The organism is Pseudonocardia sp. D17, from assembly GCF_036984265.1.
In the GTDB taxonomy this organism is placed as follows: Bacteria; Actinomycetota; Actinomycetes; order Mycobacteriales; family Pseudonocardiaceae; genus Pseudonocardia; species Pseudonocardia benzenivorans.
Genome location: NZ_BPRG01000037.1, coordinates 44,911 through 67,747, shown reverse-complemented (window position 1 = coordinate 67,747; position 22,837 = coordinate 44,911). Strand labels below are relative to the sequence as shown.

The window sequence follows — 22,837 nt, the reverse complement described above, 5'->3', positions numbered from 1 at the left end:
TGGCCCGTCGTCCCCCGCCGCGCACCCCCCGGACGGCCCTCATCCCGCGCGGCGGTCGAGCGTCTGCCGGACCCCCGGCACGTCGGCGATCATGGCGATGCCGAGCAGCAGGACACCGCACACGACCTGTTCGATCTTCAGCCACACGGGGAAGGCCCCCGGCACGGCCACGACGACGACGATCGCGACGACCATGATCGCGGTGACCAGCCGCAGCCGCAGGAGGGCCCGTCGGGATCCGGCCGCGGCGCGGCGGGCGAACGCGAACGTGAGCACCGCGCTCGCCGCGACGATGACGCCGCGGATCCACACCGCGGGGGTGACGGCAGCGGGGTCGTTGCGCAGCAGCACGATCGCCACCACGCCGGCCACGCTCAGGACCAGGTAGGCGGTCGCGAGGCGGACGGCGGTCCGCCATGCCGGGGTCGGGACGGCACGCTGCGCGGTGAGGTTCTCGCTCATGGTGGGCTCCTGTCGGCCGGGGGCTCTCCCCGTCGGTGACGACCCTGCGCCTCGGCACCGGTCGGCCACATCTGCGCGGAGTTCGATCTCCGCGGCAGGGCCGGGTGCACCCGTGGTCGGAGACCGGTCTCCACCGCAGGGTCGATGCCCGGCCGCACGCGCGGCCGTAGGGTCGGAGCGTGCCGACGACCGAGTCCGCCACCGCGCCGGCGGTGGCCCGGCTGCAGCAGGTCCGCGGGGGCCAGGAGGCGCTCGTCCGGCGCCTCACGCTGTTCGCGCCGGTGGTCCTGGTGCTGTTCGTCGTGGCCGCCTACTACGCCGCCCCGGGGCTGGGCCTGCGCGGACCTGCGCTGCTCGTCACGGTCTCGACCGCGCTGTTCGTCGTCGCGGTGCTGGGGCGCAACGCGACGACGGCGCGCTCGCCCGCGCACCTCGGCTTCGTCGGGGTGCTCGTCGCGACGTCGGTGGCGTTGATGTGCGTGCAGCCCGCGGGTCCCGGACCGGCGGGGATGCTGTTGGCGGTGCTGTGCGTCGCCCGGCTGCTGCCGGTCCGGGTCGGTGTGCCGGTGCTCGTCGTCGGGTTCGTCGGCCTGGAGGTCTTCGAGACCGTCACCGGCCAGCAGTACGTGACGATCCTCGTGCTCGGCTCGCTCGCCGCGCTGTACGGGCTGATGTACCTCGCCCACCGGCTCGTCGCGGCGAACCGGCAGGCCGAGCGGCTGCTCGCGGAGCTGCACGAGAGCCGGCTGGCGCAGGCGCAGGCGGCGGGTCTCGCGGAGCGGCAGCGGCTGGCCAGGGAGATGCACGACGTGCTCGCGCACTCGTTGTCCGGGCTGATGCTGCAGCTCGAGGGGGCCCGGATGCTCGTCGAGGGCGACCCGGCGGACCCGCGGCTGCGCGCGACCGTCGAGCGGGCCCATCACCTGTGCCGCACCGGGCTCGACGAGGCACGCCGCGCGATCGGCACCCTGCGCGACGACGACCTGCCCGGTCCCGAACGCCTACCGGCGCTGGCCGAGGCCTTCGGGCGCGACCACGGCGTCGCGTGCGACTACGTCGAGACGGGCACCCCGCAGGAGCTGGGGTCGCAGGCCCGGCTCGCGGTCTACCGCGTGGCCCAGGAGGCGTTGACCAACGTCGCCCGGCACGCCGCGCCCGACCGGGTCGAGATGCGACTGGACTGGACGGGCCGTGGCCGGGTCCGGCTGACGGTCGAGGACGTCGGGTCCGGGAACGCGGGCGGGTCCGGGGCCGCCGGCGGTGGCGGGTACGGGCTCACCGGGATGCGCGAGCGGGCCGAGCTGCTCGGCGGCACCCTCGACGCCGGGCCGACCGGCCACGGCTTCCGCGTCACGCTGGAGGTTCCCGTCGGCGCCGAGGTGGCCGCGTGAGCGGCGACGGTGGCGACGCGCGGCCGATCCGGGTCGTCGTCGCCGACGACCAGCGGGTCGTGCGCGAGGGGCTGACGATGGTCCTGGGGCTGATGCCGGAGCTGGAGGTCGTCGGGGCGGCGTCCGACGGCGCCGAGGCCGTGGCCCTCGCCGAGCGGCTGGACCCGGACGTCGTGCTGATGGACCTGCGGATGCCGCGCTGCGACGGCGTCGAGGCGACCCGGCTGCTGCGCGAACGCCGGCCGGGGGTGCGCGTCGTCGTGCTCACGACGTACTCCGACGACCGCTCGGTCCTCGACGCGCTGCGGGCCGGCGCCCGCGGCTACCTCACCAAGGACGCGGGCGGCCCGGAGATCCGCGAGGCGCTGCGCCGGGTCCTCGACGACCGGGCGGCGATCGACCCCGCGGTGCAGCACCATCTCCTGGAGGCGCTCGCGGGCGGCCGGCCCGAGCCGGTTCCCGTTGCGCCGCAACGCCCGGCGGGGCTCACCGCGCGCGAGGCCGAGGTGCTGACGCTCGTCGCCGAAGGGTTGTCCAACGCCGAGATCGCGCGCCGGCTCGTCGTGTCGGAGGGCACGGTCAAGTCGCACATGAACCACCTGCTGGCCAAGATCGACGCCCGCGACCGGGCGCAGGCCGTGGCGTTCGCCTACCGCAACGGGCTCGTCGCACCCCCGACGGCTAGTTGGCGCGACGGCCCCATGCGGTGACCATCGGTGAGGTGGCCAGATCCGGGACCCGCCCGGCGACGACGTTGCCGAGGTGCTCGTCGATCTCGGCGGCGGTGGCGATGCCCCCCGCGACGAGCCGGTCGCGGATCTGCTCGACGGTGGCGACCTCGAGGGTGACGCAGGCCGGTCCGGTGATCGGGAAGTACGCGTCGGCCCCGACCTCGTGCAGACCGTGTTCGCGCAGCAGCCGCGGGAGCGTCCGCCCGTAGGCGAGATCGGCGCCGCGGCCGGCCATCAGGGTGCGGAAGCCGTGCCGCAACCGGTTGGCCAGCTCCTGCTCGGGGCCGTACTCGTCGGGACACAGCAGCGGCTGCAGCCCGGGGTCGGCCTCCTCGAGCACCAGCACGCCGCCGGGGCGCAGCGCCGAGACCATCGAGGCGACCGCGCGGGCCCGCTGCGGGACGTGGGTCAGCACGAGCCGGGCGTGGACGAGGTCGAACCCCGCGCCCGGCGGCTCGTCGCGGCCGACGTCGTGGCGCAGCACCCGGACCGGCCCGTCCGGCGCGTCGAGTCCCGCGAGCCACGAGGTGTCGATGTCCGTCGCGACGACGAGCCCGGCCGCTCCGACGCGGGCGGCGAGCCCCGCGGGGACGCCCGGACCGCCGGCCCCGACCTCCCAGCAGCGGGCCCCGGGCCCGACGCCGAGCCGGTCGAGATGCCGGAACGTCGAGGGGTCGAACAGCTCCGCGAGCGCGTCGAACCGCGTCCCGGCCTGCGCCTGCGCGTTGGCCAGCAGGTATCCCTCGTCGGACGGCACGTCCCGATCCTTGCGCACGCGGCTCGCCGGGACCCCGTTCCCGATCGACCCGCCCTGTGACCCGAGTCACGTAGTTACTAGGAATTTCGTAGCGGCTCGGTTCCTTGGAGTCGACATGACCGCTCTTCAGGACATTCCTGCGCTCCCCGTCCTCGACGACGCCGCCCGTGCCCTGCTGTTCACCGAGGCCCGCACAGCGAACACGTTCGCGCCGGTCCCGGTGCCGGACGAGACCCTGACCGCGATCTGGGAGCTCGCGAAGTGGCCGCCGACCGCGGCGAACACCCAGCCGCTGCGCGTCACGTTCGTCCGCTCCGACGAGGGCAAGGCCCGGCTGGTGCCGCTGATGGCCGAGGGCAACCAGGAGAAGACCCGGACGGCCCCCGCCGTCGCGCTCCTGGCCGCCGACGTCGAGTTCCACGAGTTCACCGACCGGACGTTCCCGATCCGCCCCGAGCTGAAGGACAACTTCGACGCCGCGGGCGTCGAGGGCCGCGAGGCGATGGCCCGCTTCAACGCGACCCTGCAGGCAGGCTACTTCCTGCTCGCGGCGCGCGCCCACGGGCTGGCCACCGGCCCGATGGCCGGGTTCGACGCCGACGCCGTCACCGAGGAGTTCTTCCCCGGTGGCCGCCACCGCGCCCTGCTCGTGGTCAACCTCGGCCTGCCCGGCGACAACCCGTGGTTCGACCGGCTCCCCCGGCTCCCCCACGACGACGTCATCTCCTGGGCCTGAGCCCACCACTCACCACGACGTCGGCGTCCGGGACCCGGCAGGCCGCGGCGGGGGCCTGGAGGTCAGCAGGAGCCGCCGGGGACCTCGGGGAGGTACTCGGCGGCCCACTGCGAGATCTGGTCGAGCGCGGGCATCAACGCCTCACCCCGCGGCGTGAGCGCGTAGGACACCGAGACCGGCGGGCCCTCGCTGACGGTCCGCACGATCAGCCCGGTGGCGGCGAGGTCGCCCAGGCGGTCGGACAGCACCGAGTCGCTGATCCCCACGACCTCCCGCGCCAGCTCCCGGAACCCGGCCGGACCGCTGCCCAGCGCCCGGAGCAGGATCGCGTTCCAGCGCTTGCCCAGGAAGGCGAACGCCCTGGTCAGCGACGCATCGGCGCGCACGCACGCGGCGTGGTCCACGTGCGTCGCGGAGAGGGGTGCGGCCGTCGCGCCGGCGCCCGGATGGTCGCTCATGTCCCTTCCCACGCTAGCACCGCCGCCCTCTCCGAGGCCGTGCGCGAAACCGTGAACCACCGGCCGGCGCACGACCCGTCCCGGTCAGCCCGATCCGGGGTCGGCCCCGCCCGGCCGGCCCGGTCCGACGAACGACTCCAGCCGGTCCACCAGCTCGACCGGCCGGCTGAGCGCAACCAGGTGCCCGCCCGGTATCTCGTCGAACGGCACACCGAGCCGCTGCGCGACCTGCGCGCGCTGGAAGTCCACGGGGAAGAACCGGTCGTCGCGGGCCTGCAGGAAGCGGGTCGGCACGTCGGGCCAGCGGTCGAGCGGCCACGCCGACGCGAACGGGGCGCCCGTCTGGTCCGGCTCGCCCCGGCGCACCGCCTCCGCGCGCACGTCCGCCGGCACGTCGTGCATGAAGGCCTCGAAGAGGTCCTCGATGTCCCAACCGTCACGACACGCCTGCGCGCGCCGGGCCTCGCGGAAACCCGAGGTCTCCCACCAGTCGCCGGGTACCTCCCCCGGCTGCGGGATCATGGCGTTGAGCAGGACGAGCAGGTCGACCCGCGTCCGCGCGCAGACCAGCGGCGCGGTCAGCCCGCCCATCGGCTGCGCGACGACGAACGTCCGCCCGCCGCCGCCCGTCCGCTCGCGGTGCGCCGCGAGCGCGGCCACGACGACATCGGCGTACTCGTCGACGCCCGCCGACTCGTCGCCGGCCGGCAGGTCCACCGCGACCGCGGCGTACCCGCGCCGCTGCAGCTCGGGCACCACCAGGTGCCAATACCACGCCTCACCGCCCGCGCCCGGGACGAGCACCCAGGTGTCGGCCGGTCGGTCGGAGCCGGTCATACGGCTGCCCCCTTCGTCGCCACACCCATGTGACGACGAAGGGAGCCTTCGCTCATCGGTACCCGCGACGGTCGTCGGCCGGACCGCGGCCCGTCAGGCCGCCGTCATCGTCTTGACGGTCAGCTGCGGGCCGGGCGGGTTGCCCGCGCAGCCGGTCTGGTTGTTCATCGCCACGAACAGCGAGGCCGTCTCACCCGGCGGGTAGACGCGCAGGCCGCGCACCGGCGTCGGCTGGCAGACCGCCGCGTCGAAGTTCGCGACCTGGACGAACTGCACCTGCGCCTGCGCCGACCGTCCCGGTGCGATCGGGACCTCCGGTCCGCGCGGACCCGACATCTCCGCGGCGGGCCCGACCTGGTGGCCGTCGTCGCCCGCGACGTAGGAGACACCCGGGAACCCGGTGAGCTCGCAGGTCCGGTTGCCCTTGTTGGTGAAGATCAGCGGCTGGAACACCGAACCGGCCCCGGCGTCGCCCTGGCCGAGGGACAGGCTGAGCTCGCCGGCCGTGCAGCGCGGGACGCCGTTGCCACCACCACCCGTGCCGCCACCACTGCCGCCTGTGCCGCCGCCGGTGCCGGCCGGCGTCGCCGGCGCTGCCGTCGCGGCCGGCGCGCTCGTCGTCGCGGCCGGTGTCCCGCCGTTGACCTCGTCCGATCCACCCGAGCACCCGGCCAGCGCGACCGCGGCCAGCAGTGCGGCCGCAGCGCCCCCGACGCGGACCCCGACGCGGCTCCCCCATGTGCGCGTGGACATCCCGATCACCCCCGTCTGATCGTGTCTTCCTCTGTGTAGACGTCAGGCGACGACGAGAGGTTGCTCTCACGCGCCGAACGGCGAGCTGATCTTTGCAGACCATGATCGACCGGACGCCGCCGGGCGTGGGACGCATCGCAGCGGCGGGCACCGCGCCCCGGCGGGGAGGAGGCCTAGTGTCGGTGCGTGCCGAACCGCCGCGTCGACCGCGCGCGACCGTGACGACGGGCCAACTGCTGCTCCTCGTCGCAGCCGGGTTCGGCGCCGGGCTGTCGGGCTCCATGGCGGGGCTCGCGTCGCTGTTCTCCTACCCGGCGCTGCTGGCCGTCGGGTTGCCCCCGACGACCGCGAACATGACCAACACCGTCGCGCTGCTCGCCAGCAGCGTCGGGTCGGTCGCGGGCTCGCGTCCCGAGCTCGCAGGGCAGGGCGCGCGGGTACGGCGGCTGGCGCCGCTGGTCGTCGTGGGCGGGGCGATCGGGGCGGCGATGCTGTTCCTCACCCCCGCCGGGAGCTTCGAGAAGATCGTGCCGTTCCTGGTGGGCGGGGCGTCGCTGGTGCTGCTGTGCCAGCCCCGCATCCGCGCCGCCGCGGCGAGGGAGGCCGACGGCGGGCCCACGCGCACCGGGCGGCTCCTCGTCCTCGGCGGGATCGGCCTCGTCGGGGTCTACGGCGGCTACTTCGGCGCGGCGGCCGGAGTGCTGCTGCTGGCGTTGCTCCTCATCGGCCTGCCCGTGTCGCTGCTGCAGGCCAACGGGCTGAAGAACGCCCTGCTGGGGCTCGCCAACGGCACGGCCGCGGTCGCGTTCGCCGTGGCGGGCGACGTCCGGTGGGCGGCGGTGGTGCCGCTCGCCGCCGGCGTGCTCGTGGGGTCGTGGCTGGGTCCGGCGATCGCCCGCCGGCTCCCGACGACGCTGTTGCGCACCGCGATCGGGCTCGCCGGCCTCGGCCTCGCCGTGAAGCTCGGGCTCGACGCGTTCTGAGACCGGGCCGTGCGGTCGCGGCCCGCGAAGCCCCGGCGCGGCCGAGCCACGGGTGCCGGGTCAGCGCCGCGCGGTGCCCGCCGTGACCGGGCCCTGGGCCGACGTGCCGTTGCGGCGCAGCCAGTCGTCGAGGTTGCGGTGGATCGTCGGCAGGTCGGGCCGTTTGCCGGCCTCGTTGCGCATCGCCGATTTCAGCAGCGACAGGTGGTGGCTGCGGCGCGGCAGGTGTGTCAGCTTCGCACCGGCCGCCGCGGCCCGCAGGCCCGAGACGGCGTCGGGGTGACCGCCGCGGGGCGGGAAACCCGCGAGCGCGTAGGACACCGTCGCGGCGAGCTGCCAGCAGTCCGACGCCGGAGTGGCCTTGCCGCCGCCCGCGACCTCCGGCGCCAGGTAGTCGGGGGTGCCGAGGACGTAGCCCGCCATCGTGAGCGTCGAGTCGCCCGTGCGCCGGGCGATGCCGAAGTCGATCAGATGCGCCACCCCGGCGGGATCGACGATGACGTTGCCCGGTTTGACGTCACGGTGCAGCACGCCGTGGGAGTGCGCGGCGTGCAGCGCGCCCGCGACCCCGGCCCACACGCGGGCGGCGGCGACGTCGTCGAGCGTGCCGTGCTGCTGGACCAGCTCGCCCAACGACATGCCCTGCACGTACTCCATGACGATGACCATGCCGTCGAGGCCCGCGAGCCCCGGGTCGCTGCGGGCGTGCACGAGATCGAGGATGCGCACGCAGTTGGGGTGTCGCACCGCGGCCAGGGCGGCGGCCTCGCGGCGGATCCGCTCCTCGGTCTCGGCGTCGGGCGCGTGCGCCGCCTTCAGCGCGACGGTGATCCCGAGCTTGGCGTCGCGGGCCAGCACGACCCGGCCGAACCCGCCCGCGCCGATGCGCCGGATCGGGCTGAACCGGGCGCCGCGGGCGGGGCCCGGTACGGCGGCGGCCGGGAAGGCGTTGCCCGGGACGGGTCCGGGGGTGGGCGCGACGAGCGTGCGCGGCGGCGGCACCCGCGACCCGGTCGGGGCGACGGGCGGCGGCACCGGGCGCGTGGGCGGGCGTTGCGGCGCGGCGACGGCGGCACGCGGCCCCGGCACGGGTCCCGACGCCGGAGCACCGGCAGGCGCGGGTTCGCGTCGGAACGCCGCCGACCGGTCGCGCCGCGACGTGCGGGCGGCCGGATCGAGCGAGCGGGCGACGACGTCGTGGCCCGGTTTCCCGGCCATCGCGGTGAGCACCACGCCGATCAGCGCGCCGGTCGCCATCCCGACCCACAGGTGCTCCGACGAACCGGCCGGGCTGCCGACGGTCACCAGGGCGAGGCCGATCAGCGGCACCCAGAAGAACCGGGCGGGCCACGACGGGCCGCGCCGCAGCGCGAGCCGGGCCTGGGCGGCGACGAACAACGTCGTGACGATCGGGACGAGGACCAGCAGCAGCACGGCGATCGCGAGGCGCACCGGATCGGACGGGTCGAACGCGTCGCCGACCGAGCCCCGGCCCAGGTAGGTGGACTGGGCACCCGCGACGCACACCGTGGTCCCCAGGGAGCGGACGGCGGTCGCCGACAGGCCGGGGACCGATCCGCCCGCGGCCGCCGCGGCGAAGACCTGGCCGACGGCCGAGAACACCAGCAGCGGCAGCACGCCGCAGGTGAGCACGCCGGCGGCGATGAGCCCGGTGGACTCGACGGGGCCGTAGCGCGACCCGATGCGCCGCCGCCAGAGCGCGACCGACACCGCTCCGACGGTCGGCAACAGGCCGACGCCGATGCCGAGCAGCGTCGTCGCCCACGCCCAGGAACCCGGGCAGACCTCCGGGCTGACGATCCGGCGCAGGCCGTCGAGCAGCCCGGCGAGCAGCGCAGCCACCGCGTCCACGACTCGTCGCCTCCCCCGGGTCCCGTCGAGACCACTATGTCAGGCGCGGACCGCCGCGCGCCGCAGCGCTCGCCACGCGACCGGGTGGCCGCGCCGGGACATTCGCCGGGCGGATCTCCTGGCCTGCAGGAACACCGAGCGGTGCCGCATCGTGCGACGGGCGGCCCCGACCTGACACCGGGCCGGTCACGAGGCAGCCTTGGAGGCTCCGACGACCCCGGCCGGAAGGATCCCTCCCGTGGGCCTGACCCGCACCACCGGTCCCCTGTCCCCCACCGCGCCCGCCACCGCGAACTACGTGATCGACGGGCCGCCGCACAAGCTGCTCGCGCATCCGTTCGGGCGCCGCGTCCGCGCGGTGCTCGGCGGCCGCACGGTCCTCGACACCCGTGACGGGCTGCTGCTGCACGAGACCGCGCTGCTGCCGGTGCTGTACGTGCCGTTCGCCGACATCGACGCGGCCGTGCTCGAACCGTCCGCGCACACGACGCACTGCCCGTTCAAGGGCGACGCCGCCTACCACTCGCTGCGGGTGGACGACCGGTTCGTCGAGAACGCCCTGTGGTCCTACCCCGACCCGAAGCCCGCCGCGGCGTGGCTCGCCGGGCACGCGGCGCTGTACTGGACGGCCGCCGACGCCTGGTACGACGAGGACGAGCAGGTCTACGCCCACCTCACCGACCCGTACACGCGCATCGACATCCGGCCGACGTCGCGGACCGTCGAGGTGCGCCACGGCGACACCGTCCTCGCGCGCAGCGAGCACCCGACGATGCTGGCCGAGACGGGGCTGCCGCACCGGTACTACCTGCAGGAGAGCGACGTCGCCGCCACGCTGGAGCCCAGCCCGACCCGCACCCGCTGCCCCTACAAGGGCGAGGCGGGCTACCGCTCGGTCCGCCTGCCCGACGGACGGCTGCTCGCCGACGCCGCATGGGTCTACCCCGAGCCGCTGCCCGAGGCGGCACGGATTGCCGGGCTGCTGTCGTTCGCGCACGACGAGCTGACCGTCCTGGTCGACGGCACCCCCGTCTGACGGCGGGGCTCAGACCCGGTCGGTGCCCGGGTTCGCCGCGTCGTCGACGAGCAGGGCCTCCAGGGCGGGCAACGCGTCGTGCACCGCGGCGAGCTGGGCGGCGTCGAGCCTGCCGAGGCGGCGGGCGACCAGCGCCGTGCGGTGGTTGCGCACCTCCTTGAGGACCTCGGCGCCCTTGGCCGACAAGGTGATCAGCACCCCGCGGGCGTCGTCGGGGTCGACCGTGCGCACGACGAGCCCCTGGTCGTCGAGGGCGGCCAGCACCCGGCTCATCGTCGGCGCGGTGACGGCCTCGCGGCGGGCCAGCTCGGAGAGCCGCAGCGGGCCCCGCTGCTCGACGGTGACCAGCGCGGACAGCTGCAACGGCGGCACCGACTCCCGGCCGTCGATACGGATGCGCCGGTTCAGCCGCCCGACGACGAGCCCCAGCCGCGCGGCCAGCGCGGTGTGCGTGTCGTCGTCGGGTGGGTCGTCGGCCATCCCGGGAGTCGCATGCGTCATACCCGGCACCTCCGGGCCCGCCACATCGGCACCGCCTTGCATCCACCCATCGTGCCAGCAGTGCCCCCGGACCCCGACGCGGGCTCGCCGGTCGCGACCGTCCGGACGTGCGATGACACCTCCGGACGGCGGCGGGCTGGGGTGTCAGACCTTGCGCAGCCGGATGCCGGTGACCGCGTGGTCGGGGCCCTTGCGCAGCACCAGGCTCGCCCGGCCCCGCGTCGGGAGGATGTTCTCCTCCAGGTTCGGCCCGTTGATCTCCGCCCAGATCGACTCGGCCCGCGCGACCGCAGCCGGGCGGTCGAGTGCGGCGTAGCGGCGGAAGTAGGACGCGGGATCACGGAACGCCGTCTCGCGCAGTTTCAGGAACCGGCTGACGTACCAGCTCCGGATGTCGTCGGTCGCCGCGTCGACGTAGACGGAGAAGTCGATGAAGTCGCTGACCGCCAGTGCCCCGCCGCGCGAGAGGCTCGGCTGCGCCGGCTGCAGCACGTTGAGGCCCTCGACGATCAGGATGTCGGGCCGGTGCACCACGAGCTGCTCGCCGGGCACGATGTCGTAGACCAGATGCGAGTACACCGGCGCGCGGACCTCGGCCTGTCCCGCCTTGATCTCGGTGATGAAGCGCAGCAGCGCGCGGCGGTCGTAGGACTCGGGAAAGCCCTTGCGCTGCATGAGACCCCGCCGTTCGAGCTCGGCGTTGGGGTGGAGGAAGCCGTCGGTCGTGACGAGCTCGACGCGGGGATGCTGCGGCCAGCGGGCGAGCAGCAGCCGTAGCAGGCGCGCCGTCGTCGACTTGCCCACCGACACCGACCCGGCGATCCCGATGACGAACGGGGTGCGTGCCGTCGTGCCGCCGAGGAAGTTGCGGTAGGCGCGGTAGAGCCGCCCGCCCTCCTGGACGTGCAGCGTGAGCAGCCGCGACAGCGGCAGGTACACCTCGCGGACGTCGTCGAGGTCGACGTGGTCGCCGAGACTGCGGACCTGCTCGAGCTCGTGCGCGGTCAGCGGCAGCGGTGTCGTCGCGCCGAGGCGCGCCCATGCCGCCCGGTCGAAGTCGACGAACGGGGACGCCGCGCCGTTGCGCGTGCCGGTGGCCCGGGTCACCGGAACACTGCCCTCTGCCGTCGTCGGCCGCACCACGTGGACATGGTGGTCCAACCTAGACGCCGACGTCGCGGCTCGGCCTCGTGAGATCGGTCGCACCGATCTCCGCGCGCCGCGCCGAAACCGCGCCGACACCCCCGCGCCGAAACCCCCGCGCCGACACCCCCGCGCCGACACCCCCGCCGCGCCGGAACAGCGCCGCGCCCGACACGGCGCGCGGACACCGCGGGTCCGGGCACGATGACGGGGTGACCCCCGTCGCGCTCGACCCGCAGGCCGTGCTCGCCCACCGGCTCGCCGTGCACGGGCTCACCTGGCGCACCGCCAGCCGGGTCGACGAGCTCGCCGTCTGCGACCTGGGCGTGCAGGACACCCCGCCCGGCGCGCTGCGCGCCGCGGTCTCGGCCCGGCTGGCGGTGCCGCTGCCGCCCGCCGCCGACGTCACCGCGGGCGGTGCGCTGACCCTGGTCTGGTCGTTCCGCGGGGCCCCGCACCTGCACCGCAGCGCCGACCTGCCGCTGCTCGCCGCGGTGGGCCGGCCCCGCGACGACGCCGACGCGATGGCGCGGCTGGCGTGGCAGCGCAGACGTCTCGCCGAGGCCGGGGTCACCGGCGAGGGCGCCTACCGGGAGGTGGCCGAGGCCGTCGCGGCGGTGCTCGCCGCGGAGGGGACCGTCACCAAGTCCCGGCTCAGCGCGCAGGTGACCACGCGGATCCGGCCGGCGCTCGCACCGTTCTGCCGGCCCTGCGACACCCGGCACGTCTCCGAGCAGCTGCTGCGCCTCGCCGCGCTGCCCGCGGGGATGCGGCTGGTGCCCGACAGCAGGCCGCTGACGTTCGAGGCGATCCCCGGCTGGGCGGGCCTGCCCGCCGCCACGGGGCCGACGGCTCCGCTGCAACGCACCTATCTGCGCCTCTTCCCCGGCGGTTCGCTCGCCGACGTCGCCGACTTCCTCGGGGTGGCCAAGCCCGTCGTCGCCGACGCGCCCGCCGCGGATCTCGTGGACGTCACCGTGGGCGGGCGGCCCGGGCTCGTGCGCGCCGAGGACCTCGACACCGTCCGCGCCGACGCCCCCGAGCCGGGGCTGCGGCTGCTCGCGCCCTCGGACCCGGTGCTGCAGGGCCGCGACCGCGCGCTGCTCGTCCCCGACCCCGACCACCGCAGCCGGCTGTGGCGCCCGCTCGGCAGCCCCGGGCTGCTGCTCGCCGGGACCGAGGCGGCCGGCGTGTGGCGGCCGCGGCAGAAGCGCACGCTGGAGATCGGCGTCACCGCGTTCCGGCGGCTCACCAGGGCCGAACGCACCGCGCTCGAGGAGGAGGCGCAGCGGCTGGCCGTCGTCCGCGGCAAGGCCGAGGCGACGGTCACCCTCGCCTGATCACCTGGGCGCCGTCGCGGGCGACGCCCTACACTCGGCGCCTCCGCACCCGCACGTGCGGCGGCCCGTCCGACAGTGTCCCGAGGAGCAGCAGTGCCCAGCGCACGGCCCGGTGACCCGGGCTGCGGTCGACCGCCACGCCCGCCCCGGAACCTCTCTCCCGCGTCCCCCGCCAGGAGCACCGTCCGATGACGGTCCTGCTGTCCGTGCTCGGCCTGGTCGCCGTGCTCGCGCTGACGTTCGGCACCGCCGTGGCCGTCGCGTCGGAGTTCTCGCTGACCGCGCTGGAGCGCAGCCAGATCGAGGCGCACGTCGCCGAGTCGGGCGATCGGCGCGCGATGGCGCTGCAGCGCGCGCACCGCGAGCTGTCGTTCCAGCTCTCGGGCAGCCAGCTGCTGATCACCGTGACGACGCTGGCCACCGGCTACATCGCCGAACCCGCGATCGCCGAGCTGATCCGGCCGGGCCTGGACGCCACCGGCATGTCGCCGGGCTGGTCCGCCGGTCTCGCCACGGCGCTCTCGCTGGTGCTGGCCACGACCCTGTCGATGGTCTTCGGCGAGCTGGTGCCCAAGAACATCGCGATCGCCCGCCCGCTGGTGACCGCGCGCGCGGTCGTGTGGGTGCTGGCCGGGTTCTCCGCGACGTTCCGCTGGCTGATCAACGGGCTCAACCGGACCGCCAACGGCGTCGTCCGCAAGCTCGGCGTGGAGCCCGCCGAGGAGCTGCGCTCGGCCCGGGCCCCGCACGAGCTCAGCTCGCTCGTGCGGGCCAGCGCCGCCCACGGCACCCTCGACGCCGGAACGGCGACGTTGCTGGACCGCTCGTTGCGGTTCACCGACCGGGTCGCCGAGGACCTGATGACCCCGCGCGTGCGGATGGAGGCCCTCGACGCCGACGACACCGTCGCCGACCTCGTCCTGCTGTCGCGGACCAGCGGCTTCTCCCGCTTCCCCGTCCGCGACGGCGACCCCGACACCGTCCTCGGGCTGGTCCACGTCAAGCAGGCCTTCGGGATACCGGCGGCCGAGCGCGTGCACACCGTCGTCCGCGACCTCGTCCAGCAGGCACCGACCGTCCCCGAGTCCCTCGACGGCGACGCGCTGCTGACCCGGCTGCGCACCGCCGGCCTGCAGATGGCCGTCGTCGTCGACGAGTACGGCGGCACGGCCGGGCTCGTGACGCTCGAGGACCTGGTCGAGGAGATCGTCGGGGACGTTCGCGACGAGCACGACCGGGCCGAGCAGCCGACGGTGCGCCCGCTCGGCCGCGACTCGTGGGTGGTCTCGGGCCTGCTGCGCGCCGACGAGGTCGCCGACGCCACCGGCTTCGACATGCCCGAGGGCGACTACGAGACGCTCGCCGGCCTGGTACTGGCCCGGCTCGGGCGGATCCCCGACGTCGGCGACGACCTCGTCGTCGACGGGTGGCGGCTGACCGTGATGCGCCGCGACCGGCACCGGATCGCCGAGCTGCGGCTGGCCCGCCGCCCGGCGGAGGCGGAGGCCGTCGATGGGCGGTGACCTCCTCGCGCTGCTCGCGGCCGTCCTGCTGCTGCTGGCCAACGCGTTCTTCGTCGGCGCCGAGTTCGCGCTGATCTCGGCCCGGCGCGACCGGCTGGAGGCCATGGCCCACGCGGGCGACGCCGCCGCGCGCACGGTGCTCGCGGCGAGCGCGGACCTGTCGCGGATGCTCGCGGCGTCGCAGCTGGGCATCACCATCGCCTCGCTGCTGCTCGGCCGCCTCGGCGAGCCCGCTGTCGCGCACCTGATCGAGCGCCCGTTCGACCTGCTCGGCCTGCCCGAGGGGCTGTTGCACCCGATCGCGTTCGCGTTGTCGCTGGCGATCGTCGTCGTCGCGCACATGGTGCTCGGCGAGATGGTGCCCAAGAACATCGCCATCGCCGGGCCCGAGCGGACCGCCGCGCTGCTCGTCCCGCCGTTCCTGGTGTGGACGCGCGTCGCGAGCCCGTTCGTCTCCGCCTTCAACTGGATGGCGAACTCGGTGCTGCGGCTGCTGCGCATCGAGCCGCGCGACGAGCTGGAGGCGGCCTTCACCAGCGGCGAGCTGGCCGAGATGATCTCCGACTCACGACGCGAGGGCCTGCTCGACGACGAGGAGTCCAGCCGCCTGGCCCGCACCCTGCACTCCGCCGAGGCCACGGTCGCCGACGTCGTCGTCCCGCTCGACGAGCTGGTCACGCTGTCGGCCAGGCCGACGGTGGGGGAGGTCGCCGCCGTCGTCGCCGAGACCGGGTACTCCCGCTTCCCGCTGCGCGCCGACGGCCGGCTCATCGGGTACCTGCACGTCAAGGACATCCTCGACGTCGTCGACGACCCGGCCGCCGTCGTCCCCGGCTCGCGGGTGCGCGGGCTGCCGGAGGTTCCCGCCGACGCCCGGCTCGACGAGGCGCTCGCCGCCCTGCGCAGCGCGCGCGCCCACCTCGCGCGGGCCGTCGACCCGCAGGGCAGCACCGTCGGCCTGGTGGCGATGGAGGACCTGGTGGAGGCCTACGTCGGGACGGTGCGCGACTCGACCCACACCGCGCCCGACCCGCAGGCCTGACCCCATGTCGTGACGTCTTGACCTCGACCTCGGTTCAGGTGCGACCGTGGCGGGCGTCATCCGCATCCACCCGCAGCGGATCCTCGCCTACGGCATCGAGGAGGGCGGCCCGGGCGCCCGCTGGGTCGCCCGCCCGGAGCCCGCCGCCGGGCCGGGTACCGTCGCCGGGTGACCGCAGCCCCGTCCGTCGCCACCGCGCGCGGCCCCGCCGTCGTGCTCGACGGCGGGCAGTGGCGCGAGCGGGCCCGGGCCCACCGCGAGCGGATGGCCCGCTGGACCGGACCGCACCGCGAGCGGCGCCGCCGCGGCGAGGCCCATCCGGTACTGGACTTCCTCTTCACCTACTACTCGCTGCGGCCCGCCCAGCTCGAACGCTGGGACCCCGGCCCCGGCGTCGCCCTGCGCGACGCCGCGGAGTTCCTCGACCGGCCCGGCTACGTCTGCGGGCCCGCCGGCGTCGTCCTCGACGTCGCCGCCCTGCCCCGGCTGCGCTCGACCGCGGAGTTCGTCGGCCGGCTGCTGCGTGCGACCGCATCGCGGCCGGCGCGGCTGGGCTGCTTCGGCCTGCACGAGTGGGCCATGGTCTACCGCAGCGACGCGCCCCGCCACCGGGCCGTCCCGCTGCGGCTCGGCGCCGCCGGCACCGACGCCGTCGTCGAGTCACTGCCCGTGCAGTGCACGCACTACGACGCGTTCCGGTTCTTCACCGACGCCGCCCGCCCCCGCAACGCGCTGACCCCGACGCGGGAGAGCCAGGTCGCGCTGGAACAGCCGGGGTGCCTGCACGCGACGATGGACCTCTACAAGTGGGCGTACAAGCTCGCCCCGGGATGCCCGTCGGACCTGCTGGGCGACTGCTTCGAGCTGGCTTCCGACGTCCGCGAGCTGGACATGCGCGCGAGCCCCTACGACCTCGCCGCCCACGGCTACGCACCGGTCCGGATCGAGACCCCCGCGGGCCGCGCCGAGTACGCCCGGCTGCAGGCGGGCTTCGCCGAGCGCGCCGCGCCGCTGCGCTCCCGCCTGATCGCGCTCTGTGAGCGCCTGTGAGTGGCGATCGTCGCTGTGGCAGTCGCTGTGGCAGTCGCTGTAGCGACGGTCGCCACTCACGACCTCACGCGTACGCCGAGACCGGCTGGCAGGAGCAGACCAGGTTGCGGTCGCCGTGCGCGCCGTCGATGCGCCGCACCGGCGGCCACACCTTGCGGTCGTGCACGCCGGGCGTCGCCCCCGTCGGGTACGCCGCGAGCTGGCGCGGGTACGGGTGGTCCCACTTGTCGGTCAGGCACGCGGCGGTGTGCGGGGCGCCGCGCAGCGGGTTGTCCTCCACCGGCCACTCCCCCGACGCGACGCGGTCGATCTCGCCGCGGATGCCGATCATCGCGTCGACGAACCGGTCGATCTCGGCGAGGTCCTCGCTCTCGGTCGGCTCGACCATGAGCGTGCCCGCGACGGGGAACGACATCGTCGGCGCGTGCAGCCCGTAGTCGGCGAGCCGCTTGGCGACGTCGTCGACGGTGACGCCGGTCGACTTCGTGATGGCGCGCAGGTCGAGGATGCACTCGTGGGCGACGCGCCCGTCGGCTCCGGAGTACAGGACGGGGTAGTGCTCGCGCAGCCGGGCCGCGACGTAGTTGGCCGCCGCCACGGCCGTCAGGGTCGCCCGGCGCAACCCGTCGACGCCCATCATCCGGATGTAGGCCCACGAGATCGGCAGCACGCCCGGGCTGCCGTACTCCGCGGCCGAGACCGCACCGACCTTGCCGCGCCCCGGCAGGTACGGGGCGAGGTGCTCGGCCACCGCGACCGGCCCGACCCCCGGTCCGCCGCCGCCGTGCGGGATGCAGAACGTCTTGTGCAGGTTGAGGTGGCTGACGTCGCCCCCGAACGCACCTGGCCGGGCCAGCCCGACGAGGGCGTTGAGGTTGGCGCCGTCGACGTAGACCTGCCCGCCCGCCTCGTGCACCGCGTCGCACACCTCGCGGACCGCGGCCTCGTACACGCCGTGCGTCGACGGGTAGGTGATCATCAGCGCGGCGAGGTTCTCACGGTGCGCCGCGATCTTGGCGCGCAGGTCGTCGAGGTCGACGTCGCCGCCCGGGCCGGTGGCCACGACGACGACGCGCATCCCCGCCATGACGGCCGACGCGGCGTTGGTGCCGTGCGCGCTCGCGGGGATCAGGCAGACGTCGCGATGGGCCTCGCCGCGGTCGCGGTGGTAGGCCGCGATCGCGAGCAGCCCGGCGAACTCCCCCTGACTGCCGGCGTTGGGCTGCAACGACACCGCCGCGTACCCGGTCAGCTCGGCGAGCCAGCGCTCCAGCTGCGCGATCAGCTCCAACGTGCCCGCGGCGTCGGCGGCCGGGGCGTGCGGGTGCAGGTCGGCGAACTCCGGCCAGGTGATGGGCTCCATCTCCGCGGTCGCGTTGAGCTTCATCGTGCACGAGCCCAGGGGGATCATCGTGCGGTCGAGCGCGAGGTCGGCGTCGGCGAGCCGGCGCAGCCAACGCATCAGGGAGGTCTCCGACCGGTGCGCGTGGAACACCTCGTGGGTCAGGTACTCCGACTCCCGGACGAGCCCGCCGGGCAGCGCGTCGGCCGTCGCCGCGTCGAGCGCCGCCACGTCCTCGACGGCCACCCCGAACGCGGCCCACACCGCCTCGACGTGAGCGACGGTCGTGAGCTCGGAGCAGGCGATCCCCACCACGTCGTCGTCGACCCTGCGCAGCAGGATCCCCGCGTCGTGGGCGGCGTCGACGACGTGCCCCGCCCGGCCCGGGACGCGCGCCTGCACCGTGTCGAAGAAGGCGTCGTGCACGACCTCGACGCCTCCGGCGCGCAACCCGGCGGCCAGCACGGCGGCCATCCGGTGCGCGCGGGTCGCGATGCGCCGCAGGCCGTCCGGACCGTGGTGGACGGCGTAGCAGGCGGCGACGACGGCGAGCAGCACCTGCGCGGTGCAGATGTTGCTGGTCGCCTTCTCCCGGCGGATGTGCTGCTCGCGGGTCTGCAGGGCCAGCCGCAGGGCGGGATGCCCGTCGGCGTCGCGGGACATGCCGACGAGCCGGCCCGGCAGCTGGCGGGAGAACTCCTGGCGCACCGACAGGTACGCGGCGTGCGGGCCACCGAAGCCGAGCGGCACGCCGAAGCGCTGCGTGGTGCCCAGCACGGCGTCGGCGCCCAGCTCACCGGGCGGGCGCAGCAGCGTCAGCGCCAGCAGGTCGGCCGCGACGGCGACGAGCGCGCCGCGCTCGTGCGCAGCCTCGATCAGCGCGGTCGGGTCGCTGACGGCGCCCGAGGCGCCCGGGTAGCTCAGCAGCACCCCGAACAGCTCGCCGTCGGGCAGCCCGGCGGCGAGGTCGGCCACGACGAGCTCGATGCCCAGCGGTGCGGCGCGGGTGGCGAGGACCTCCAGCGTCCGCGGCAGGGTGTCGGCGTCGACGACGAACCGTGGGCTCCGTGACGTCCCCGCCTTCCCCGCGCGGCGCAGCAGCGTCATCGCCTCGGCGGCGGCGGTGGCCTCGTCGAGCAGCGACGCGCCCGCGACGGGCAGCCCGGTCAGGTCGGCGACGGCGGTCTGGAACGTCAGCAGCGCCTCGAGCCGGCCCTGGCTGATCTCGGGCTGGTACGGGGTGTAGGCGGTGTACCAGGCGGGGTTCTCCAGCACGTGGCGGCGGATCACCGGCGGGGTCACCGTCCCCGAGTAGCCGAGCCCGATCATCGGGACGGTGAGGGTGTTGCGCTCCGCGAGCGCGCGCAGCTCGGCGAGCATCTCCTGTTCCGACGCCGGGGCCGGCAGGCTGGTCGCCTCACCGGCGCGGTCGCGGATCGACGCCGGGACCGTGGCGTCGGCGAGGGCGTCGAGGGAGTCGAGGCCGATCGCGGCGAGCATCGTCGCCAGTTCGTCCTCCCGCGGCCCGACGTGCCGCTCGACGAACGCGACGCCGCGTTCCAGGGAGACGAGGGACTCGCGCGGGGCGGTCGTGGCGCTGGTGGGGGTCGGGCTCATGGGGTCGACCTCTCGGGCGGCGGGCGCGGGCGTACTGCCCTCCCCCTCTGTCCCCGCTCCGTGACCGGAGCGCCTGAGAGATTCACCCGCGCGAGCGCGGGCTTTCCCCGTCGGCGGACGACGGTGACCCGGCGTCGCTTTCCAGAGGCGTCTCGCCCACGCGGTCCTGGTGCCTGAGAGGTTCCGGGGAGGAGTTGCTCCTTCGGCGCCCGGCACGTTCCGGGCTCTCCCGCGCGGGATCGGCGACTACGCGCGCCATCCTAGCCCCCAGCGGGGCCCGGGAGGGGCTCCGGAACTGTTCGACACGGTCGCGCCCCACCGGTCGGGTCGTGAGTGGCGCTCGTCGTGAGTGGCGACCATCGCCACTCGCGGTCCGCTGTCGGCGTTTCTAGCTGATCGCGCGGCGCGCCCGGCGGCGCGACAGCTCGTCCTCGGGGGCGTCGTCGACGGTGCCACCGTCGGCCCGCTCCACGGGGAAGTCCTTGATCGACCCGCTGATCTCGCGCATCGCGCCGGAGACGGCGATCCCGAAGACGCCCTGCCCACCCTGCAGCAGGTCGACGACCTCCTCGGGCGAGGCGCACTCGTAGACGGTCGTGCCGTCGCTGAACAGCGTGATGCCGGCCAGATCTCTTATCCCGCGGCGCCGCAGGTGCTCGACCGCGACGCGGATGTTCTGCAGGGACACCCCGGCGTCGAGCAGGCGCTTGACGACCTTGAGGACCAGCACGTCCTTGAAGGAGTACAGCCGCTGGCTCCCGGAGCCGGCGGCCCCGCGGATCGACGGGACGACGAGGCCGGTGCGGGCCCAGTAGTCCAGCTGACGGTAGGTGATGCCGACGACCTGGCATGCGGTCGGCCCGCGGAACCCGACCAGCTGGTCGGGCATGCCGTCGAGACCTTCGCCCACGAGGGGGTCAGGGAAGAGCTCGCCCTGTTCGGGCGCGTCGGGCGGCGACGCGTCCACGGCACTCCTTCCCGTCGGGTCGCGACGACCGCGAATCCCGTTCATCCACCCAACCGAACGATGCCGACCGTAAGCAAATGTGAGCAGTCGGTCAACGCGCCGCGCCGGTGGCGTCACCCGATCACGGGCGTGTCGGCCGGCGGGCGCCGCCGCGTCAGCCCGGCTGGGCGCCGCGGAAGTCCTCCGGCGAGACCGAGTCGAGGAACTCGCGGAACTTCTCGACCTCGTCCTCCTGCTCGTCGGGGATGACGAGCCCCGCCTCGGCGAGCACGCTCTCGTCGGCGTGGATCGGCACCCCGATCCGCAGCGCCAGCGCCACGGAGTCGCTCGGCCGCGCCGACACCTTCACGCCGCCGTCGAAGATCAGCTCTGCGTAGAAGGTGCCCTCCTGCAGGTCGGTGATCCGCACCTGCTCGAGTCGTCTGCCGAGGGCGCCGATCACGTCCTTCAACAGGTCGTGGGTCAGCGGGCGGGCCGGCTTGACGCCCTGCTGCTCCAGTGCGATCGCCGTCGCCTCGACCGACCCGATCCAGATCGGCAGGTACCGGTCGCCGCTCGTCTCCCGCAACAAGAGGATGGGCTGGTTGGCGGGCAGTTCGACCCTGACTCCCACGACGCGCATCTCGCTCATACGTCGCCTCCTCACCCATCGTGCGTCCGCGCTCCGCCCGCGTTCCCGGACCAGCCGGGCCGGGACCCGACCGCGTCCGCGAACCGTGCGGCGTCTGACGGTGATGACGCTACACGGGCCGCCTGCCCGACGCGCGCCTCCGGACGGGCAGTTCGCCACAGGATCGGTGTGTTCGGCAACCCTCGCCGACCCGGCGCGACCTGGCCGCCGGGGCCCGGACGCACCACGGCCGGCCCGTCGCGGTGCGTGACGACGCCGGGCGTGTCACACCGGATCGGGCCGGCCGTGGTGTCGGAGCGGACGCGGCGTCACTGACCGCCGGGCTCGCGGGCGCCGGTGAGGAAGATCAGCCGGAACTTGCCGATCTGCACCTCGTCGCCGTTGGCGAGGACCGCGGTGTCGACCGGCTCGCGGTTGACGTAGGTGCCGTTGAGGCTGCCGACGTCGACGACGACGAAGTCGCCGTCGCGGCGGAACTCCGCGTGCCGCCGGGAGACCGTCACGTCGTCGAGGAAGATGTCGCTGTCGGGGTGCCGGCCGGCGCTCGTCGTCGGCCGGTCGAGCAGGAACCGCGACCCGGCGTTGGGCCCGCGCTTGACCACGAGCAACGCCGACCCGGGGGGCAGCGCGTCGAGGCCGGAGACCGGCTGGTCCTGCGCCGGCTGCTCGACGTCGGCGAGGAAGTCGGCCCGGAAGACCGAGGTCGTCTCCGGTGCGCGCTCCGGCGGGACGCCGGGGCCGTCGTTCGTGGTCACCTCGGGCTCTCCTCCTGCGATGTGCTGGGCGCGGGCCGCAACGGCCCGCGTCGCGGGAAACCTACCCTGCCGGACCGACGTCGGCCGGGCCCGATCGGGGCCGACCGGTGTCGCCCGCCCGGGTCGCCCCGCCGGGCACGTCGTCGTGTCCGGGGGTCGGTTCGCGACGGAGCCTAGACCTCGTGCGGACCCGGCCGTGCCCGGGTTCCGGACGGTGCCGGACCGGCCCCGGGGCCGGTCGTCGGCGTCGGCGTCGGCGTCGGGACGGGCGTACGCAGGGCCTTCACGAACTGGGCCAGGTAGAGCAGTCCCGACCACAGGTACAGCGCCACGCCCCAGCCCGCGAAGGCGTAGCCGAACGGTCGCGCGAGGTCGGCGAACCAGTTGTGGCCCTGGCCGAGCAGCAGCAGCGGGAAGGCGTAGAGGAGCTGGAACGTCGCGGCCTTGCCGAGGTAGGTCACCACGAACGGGCCGTACCCGCGGCGGCGCAGCACGGGCAGGCACAGACCGAGCACGACGTCACGGGCCACCAGCAGGATGACGGCCCACCACGGGACGACGTCGCGGAAACCCAGCGCCAGCAGCGCGGCCAGGATGTAGAGCCGGTCGACGGCCGGGTCGAGCACGGCGCCCAGCCGCGAGTACTGGTCCAGCAGCCGGGCGAGCTTGCCGTCGAGCCAGTCGGTGACCCCGCCGACGGCGAGCACGAGGATCGCCCAGCCGTCGGCGTGCGGCCCGAGCAGCAGGTAGAGGAACAACGGGACGCCGAGCAGGCGCAGCACGCTCAGTGCATTGGGGACGGTGAGCACCCGGTCCGCGGAGGAGGGCACCGACGACGCGTCGGACACGCGGGGAGCCTACGTCGCACGGTCGCGGCCGGTGCTGCGGACGGTCCCGCCGGCGCGGCACG

At 75.0% G+C, this 22,837-nt stretch carries 23 protein-coding genes and 1 riboswitch; of the genes, 10 read left to right on the top strand and 13 right to left on the bottom strand.

Features of this window, described 5'->3' with window-relative positions; genetic code table 11:
- Window positions 1–39: 39 nt before the first annotated feature.
- Window positions 40–462 (bottom strand): hypothetical protein, encoded by a 423-nt coding sequence (locus tag PSD17_RS06595; RefSeq protein WP_013675298.1) that lies wholly within the window; start codon window positions 460–462, stop codon window positions 40–42.
- Between the two features lie 179 nt (window positions 463–641).
- On the opposite strand from PSD17_RS06595, the gene PSD17_RS06590 reads away from it, so the two are divergent.
- Both PSD17_RS06590 and PSD17_RS06585 read left to right on the top strand, forming a co-directional pair.
- Complete coding sequence (locus PSD17_RS06590; RefSeq protein ID WP_013675297.1) at window positions 642–1,853, top strand: sensor histidine kinase; 1,212 nt, start codon at window positions 642–644, stop codon at window positions 1,851–1,853.
- Complete coding sequence (locus tag PSD17_RS06585; protein WP_013675296.1) at window positions 1,850–2,563, top strand: response regulator; 714 nt, start codon at window positions 1,850–1,852, stop codon at window positions 2,561–2,563. The genes PSD17_RS06590 and PSD17_RS06585 overlap by 4 nt, the downstream gene beginning before the upstream one ends.
- Here the strand turns inward: PSD17_RS06585 and PSD17_RS06580 are convergent.
- Window positions 2,535–3,341, bottom strand: a complete 807-nt coding sequence (locus PSD17_RS06580; protein WP_103382247.1) for a methyltransferase domain-containing protein — start codon at window positions 3,339–3,341, stop codon at window positions 2,535–2,537. The genes PSD17_RS06585 and PSD17_RS06580 overlap by 29 nt on opposite strands.
- 115 nt (window positions 3,342–3,456) lie before the next feature.
- Between PSD17_RS06580 and PSD17_RS06575 the strand changes: the two genes are divergently transcribed.
- The gene (locus PSD17_RS06575; RefSeq protein ID WP_013675294.1) at window positions 3,457–4,077 is read left to right on the top strand and encodes a malonic semialdehyde reductase; all 621 of its coding nucleotides are present in this window, start codon (window positions 3,457–3,459) and stop codon (window positions 4,075–4,077) included.
- Between the two features lie 62 nt (window positions 4,078–4,139).
- On the opposite strand, the gene PSD17_RS06570 is transcribed toward PSD17_RS06575, so the two are convergent.
- The 3 genes from PSD17_RS06570 to PSD17_RS06560 all read right to left on the bottom strand — a co-directional run bounded on the left by PSD17_RS06570 (window position 4,140) and on the right by PSD17_RS06560 (window position 6,125).
- On the bottom strand, window positions 4,140–4,535 hold the full coding sequence (locus PSD17_RS06570) for a winged helix-turn-helix transcriptional regulator (RefSeq protein WP_013675293.1): 396 nt from the start codon (window positions 4,533–4,535) through the stop codon (window positions 4,140–4,142).
- Window positions 4,536–4,619: 84 nt separating this feature from the next.
- Window positions 4,620–5,372, bottom strand: coding sequence for an alpha/beta fold hydrolase (locus PSD17_RS06565; RefSeq protein ID WP_339122136.1), 753 nt, complete (start codon window positions 5,370–5,372; stop codon window positions 4,620–4,622).
- Window positions 5,373–5,465: 93 nt separating this feature from the next.
- Complete coding sequence (locus PSD17_RS06560; protein ID WP_339122135.1) at window positions 5,466–6,125, bottom strand: DUF4232 domain-containing protein; 660 nt, start codon at window positions 6,123–6,125, stop codon at window positions 5,466–5,468.
- 218 nt (window positions 6,126–6,343) lie between these two features.
- Between PSD17_RS06560 and PSD17_RS06555 the strand changes: the two genes are divergently transcribed.
- Window positions 6,344–7,108 (top strand): sulfite exporter TauE/SafE family protein, encoded by a 765-nt coding sequence (locus PSD17_RS06555; protein ID WP_041761372.1) that lies wholly within the window; start codon window positions 6,344–6,346, stop codon window positions 7,106–7,108.
- 60 nt (window positions 7,109–7,168) lie between these two features.
- On the opposite strand, the gene PSD17_RS06550 is transcribed toward PSD17_RS06555, so the two are convergent.
- A complete protein-coding gene (locus PSD17_RS06550; protein WP_013675289.1) occupies window positions 7,169–8,980 on the bottom strand; it encodes a serine/threonine-protein kinase in 1,812 nt (603 codons plus the stop codon).
- 238 nt (window positions 8,981–9,218) lie between these two features.
- Between PSD17_RS06550 and PSD17_RS06545 the strand changes: the two genes are divergently transcribed.
- Complete coding sequence (locus PSD17_RS06545; protein WP_013675288.1) at window positions 9,219–10,016, top strand: DUF427 domain-containing protein; 798 nt, start codon at window positions 9,219–9,221, stop codon at window positions 10,014–10,016.
- A gap of 9 nt (window positions 10,017–10,025) precedes the next feature.
- Here PSD17_RS06545 and PSD17_RS06540 read toward each other — a convergent pair whose 3' ends face one another.
- The gene (locus PSD17_RS06540; protein ID WP_013675287.1) at window positions 10,026–10,517 is read right to left on the bottom strand and encodes a MarR family winged helix-turn-helix transcriptional regulator; all 492 of its coding nucleotides are present in this window, start codon (window positions 10,515–10,517) and stop codon (window positions 10,026–10,028) included.
- 144 nt (window positions 10,518–10,661) lie between these two features.
- Window positions 10,662–11,624 (bottom strand): type I pantothenate kinase, encoded by a 963-nt coding sequence (gene coaA, locus PSD17_RS06535; RefSeq protein ID WP_013675286.1) that lies wholly within the window; start codon window positions 11,622–11,624, stop codon window positions 10,662–10,664.
- A 248-nt stretch (window positions 11,625–11,872) separates the two neighbouring features.
- Here coaA and PSD17_RS06530 point away from each other — a divergent pair, with 248 nt between their 5' ends.
- The 5 genes from PSD17_RS06530 to PSD17_RS06510 all read left to right on the top strand — a co-directional run bounded on the left by PSD17_RS06530 (window position 11,873) and on the right by PSD17_RS06510 (window position 16,615).
- Window positions 11,873–13,000: a DNA glycosylase AlkZ-like family protein gene (locus PSD17_RS06530; RefSeq protein WP_013675285.1), complete on the top strand. Its 1,128-nt coding sequence runs from the start codon at window positions 11,873–11,875 to the stop codon at window positions 12,998–13,000.
- A gap of 188 nt (window positions 13,001–13,188) precedes the next feature.
- Window positions 13,189–14,523 (top strand): hemolysin family protein, encoded by a 1,335-nt coding sequence (locus PSD17_RS06525; protein ID WP_013675284.1) that lies wholly within the window; start codon window positions 13,189–13,191, stop codon window positions 14,521–14,523.
- Entirely contained in the window at window positions 14,513–15,565 is a 1,053-nt protein-coding gene (locus tag PSD17_RS06520) for a hemolysin family protein (RefSeq protein ID WP_013675283.1), read from the top strand. Before PSD17_RS06525 ends, PSD17_RS06520 begins: the two co-directional genes overlap by 11 nt.
- Before the next feature lie 46 nt (window positions 15,566–15,611).
- Complete coding sequence (locus tag PSD17_RS06515; RefSeq protein WP_013675282.1) at window positions 15,612–15,737, top strand: hypothetical protein; 126 nt, start codon at window positions 15,612–15,614, stop codon at window positions 15,735–15,737.
- Window positions 15,734–16,615, top strand: coding sequence for a 3-methyladenine DNA glycosylase (locus PSD17_RS06510; RefSeq protein WP_445260995.1), 882 nt, complete (start codon window positions 15,734–15,736; stop codon window positions 16,613–16,615). Before PSD17_RS06515 ends, PSD17_RS06510 begins: the two co-directional genes overlap by 4 nt.
- 64 nt (window positions 16,616–16,679) lie before the next feature.
- Here PSD17_RS06510 and gcvP read toward each other — a convergent pair whose 3' ends face one another.
- From gcvP to PSD17_RS06485, 5 genes are all read right to left on the bottom strand, one after another.
- Window positions 16,680–19,574 carry an aminomethyl-transferring glycine dehydrogenase gene (gene gcvP, locus PSD17_RS06505; protein ID WP_339122134.1) on the bottom strand — a complete coding sequence of 965 codons (2,895 nt, stop codon included), beginning with the start codon at window positions 19,572–19,574 and terminating at the stop codon, window positions 16,680–16,682.
- Window positions 19,575–19,725: 151 nt separating this feature from the next.
- A riboswitch (glycine riboswitch) is annotated at window positions 19,726–19,816 on the bottom strand.
- A 146-nt stretch (window positions 19,817–19,962) separates the two neighbouring features.
- Window positions 19,963–20,586, bottom strand: coding sequence for a MerR family transcriptional regulator (locus PSD17_RS06500; RefSeq protein ID WP_013675279.1), 624 nt, complete (start codon window positions 20,584–20,586; stop codon window positions 19,963–19,965).
- Between the two features lie 109 nt (window positions 20,587–20,695).
- Complete coding sequence (locus tag PSD17_RS06495; protein WP_013675278.1) at window positions 20,696–21,172, bottom strand: bifunctional nuclease family protein; 477 nt, start codon at window positions 21,170–21,172, stop codon at window positions 20,696–20,698.
- A gap of 308 nt (window positions 21,173–21,480) precedes the next feature.
- A complete protein-coding gene (garA, locus tag PSD17_RS06490) occupies window positions 21,481–21,927 on the bottom strand; it encodes a glycogen accumulation regulator GarA (protein ID WP_013675277.1) in 447 nt (148 codons plus the stop codon).
- A 173-nt stretch (window positions 21,928–22,100) separates the two neighbouring features.
- A complete protein-coding gene (locus PSD17_RS06485; RefSeq protein WP_013675276.1) occupies window positions 22,101–22,775 on the bottom strand; it encodes a CDP-alcohol phosphatidyltransferase family protein in 675 nt (224 codons plus the stop codon).
- Window positions 22,776–22,837: the final 62 nt, after the last annotated feature.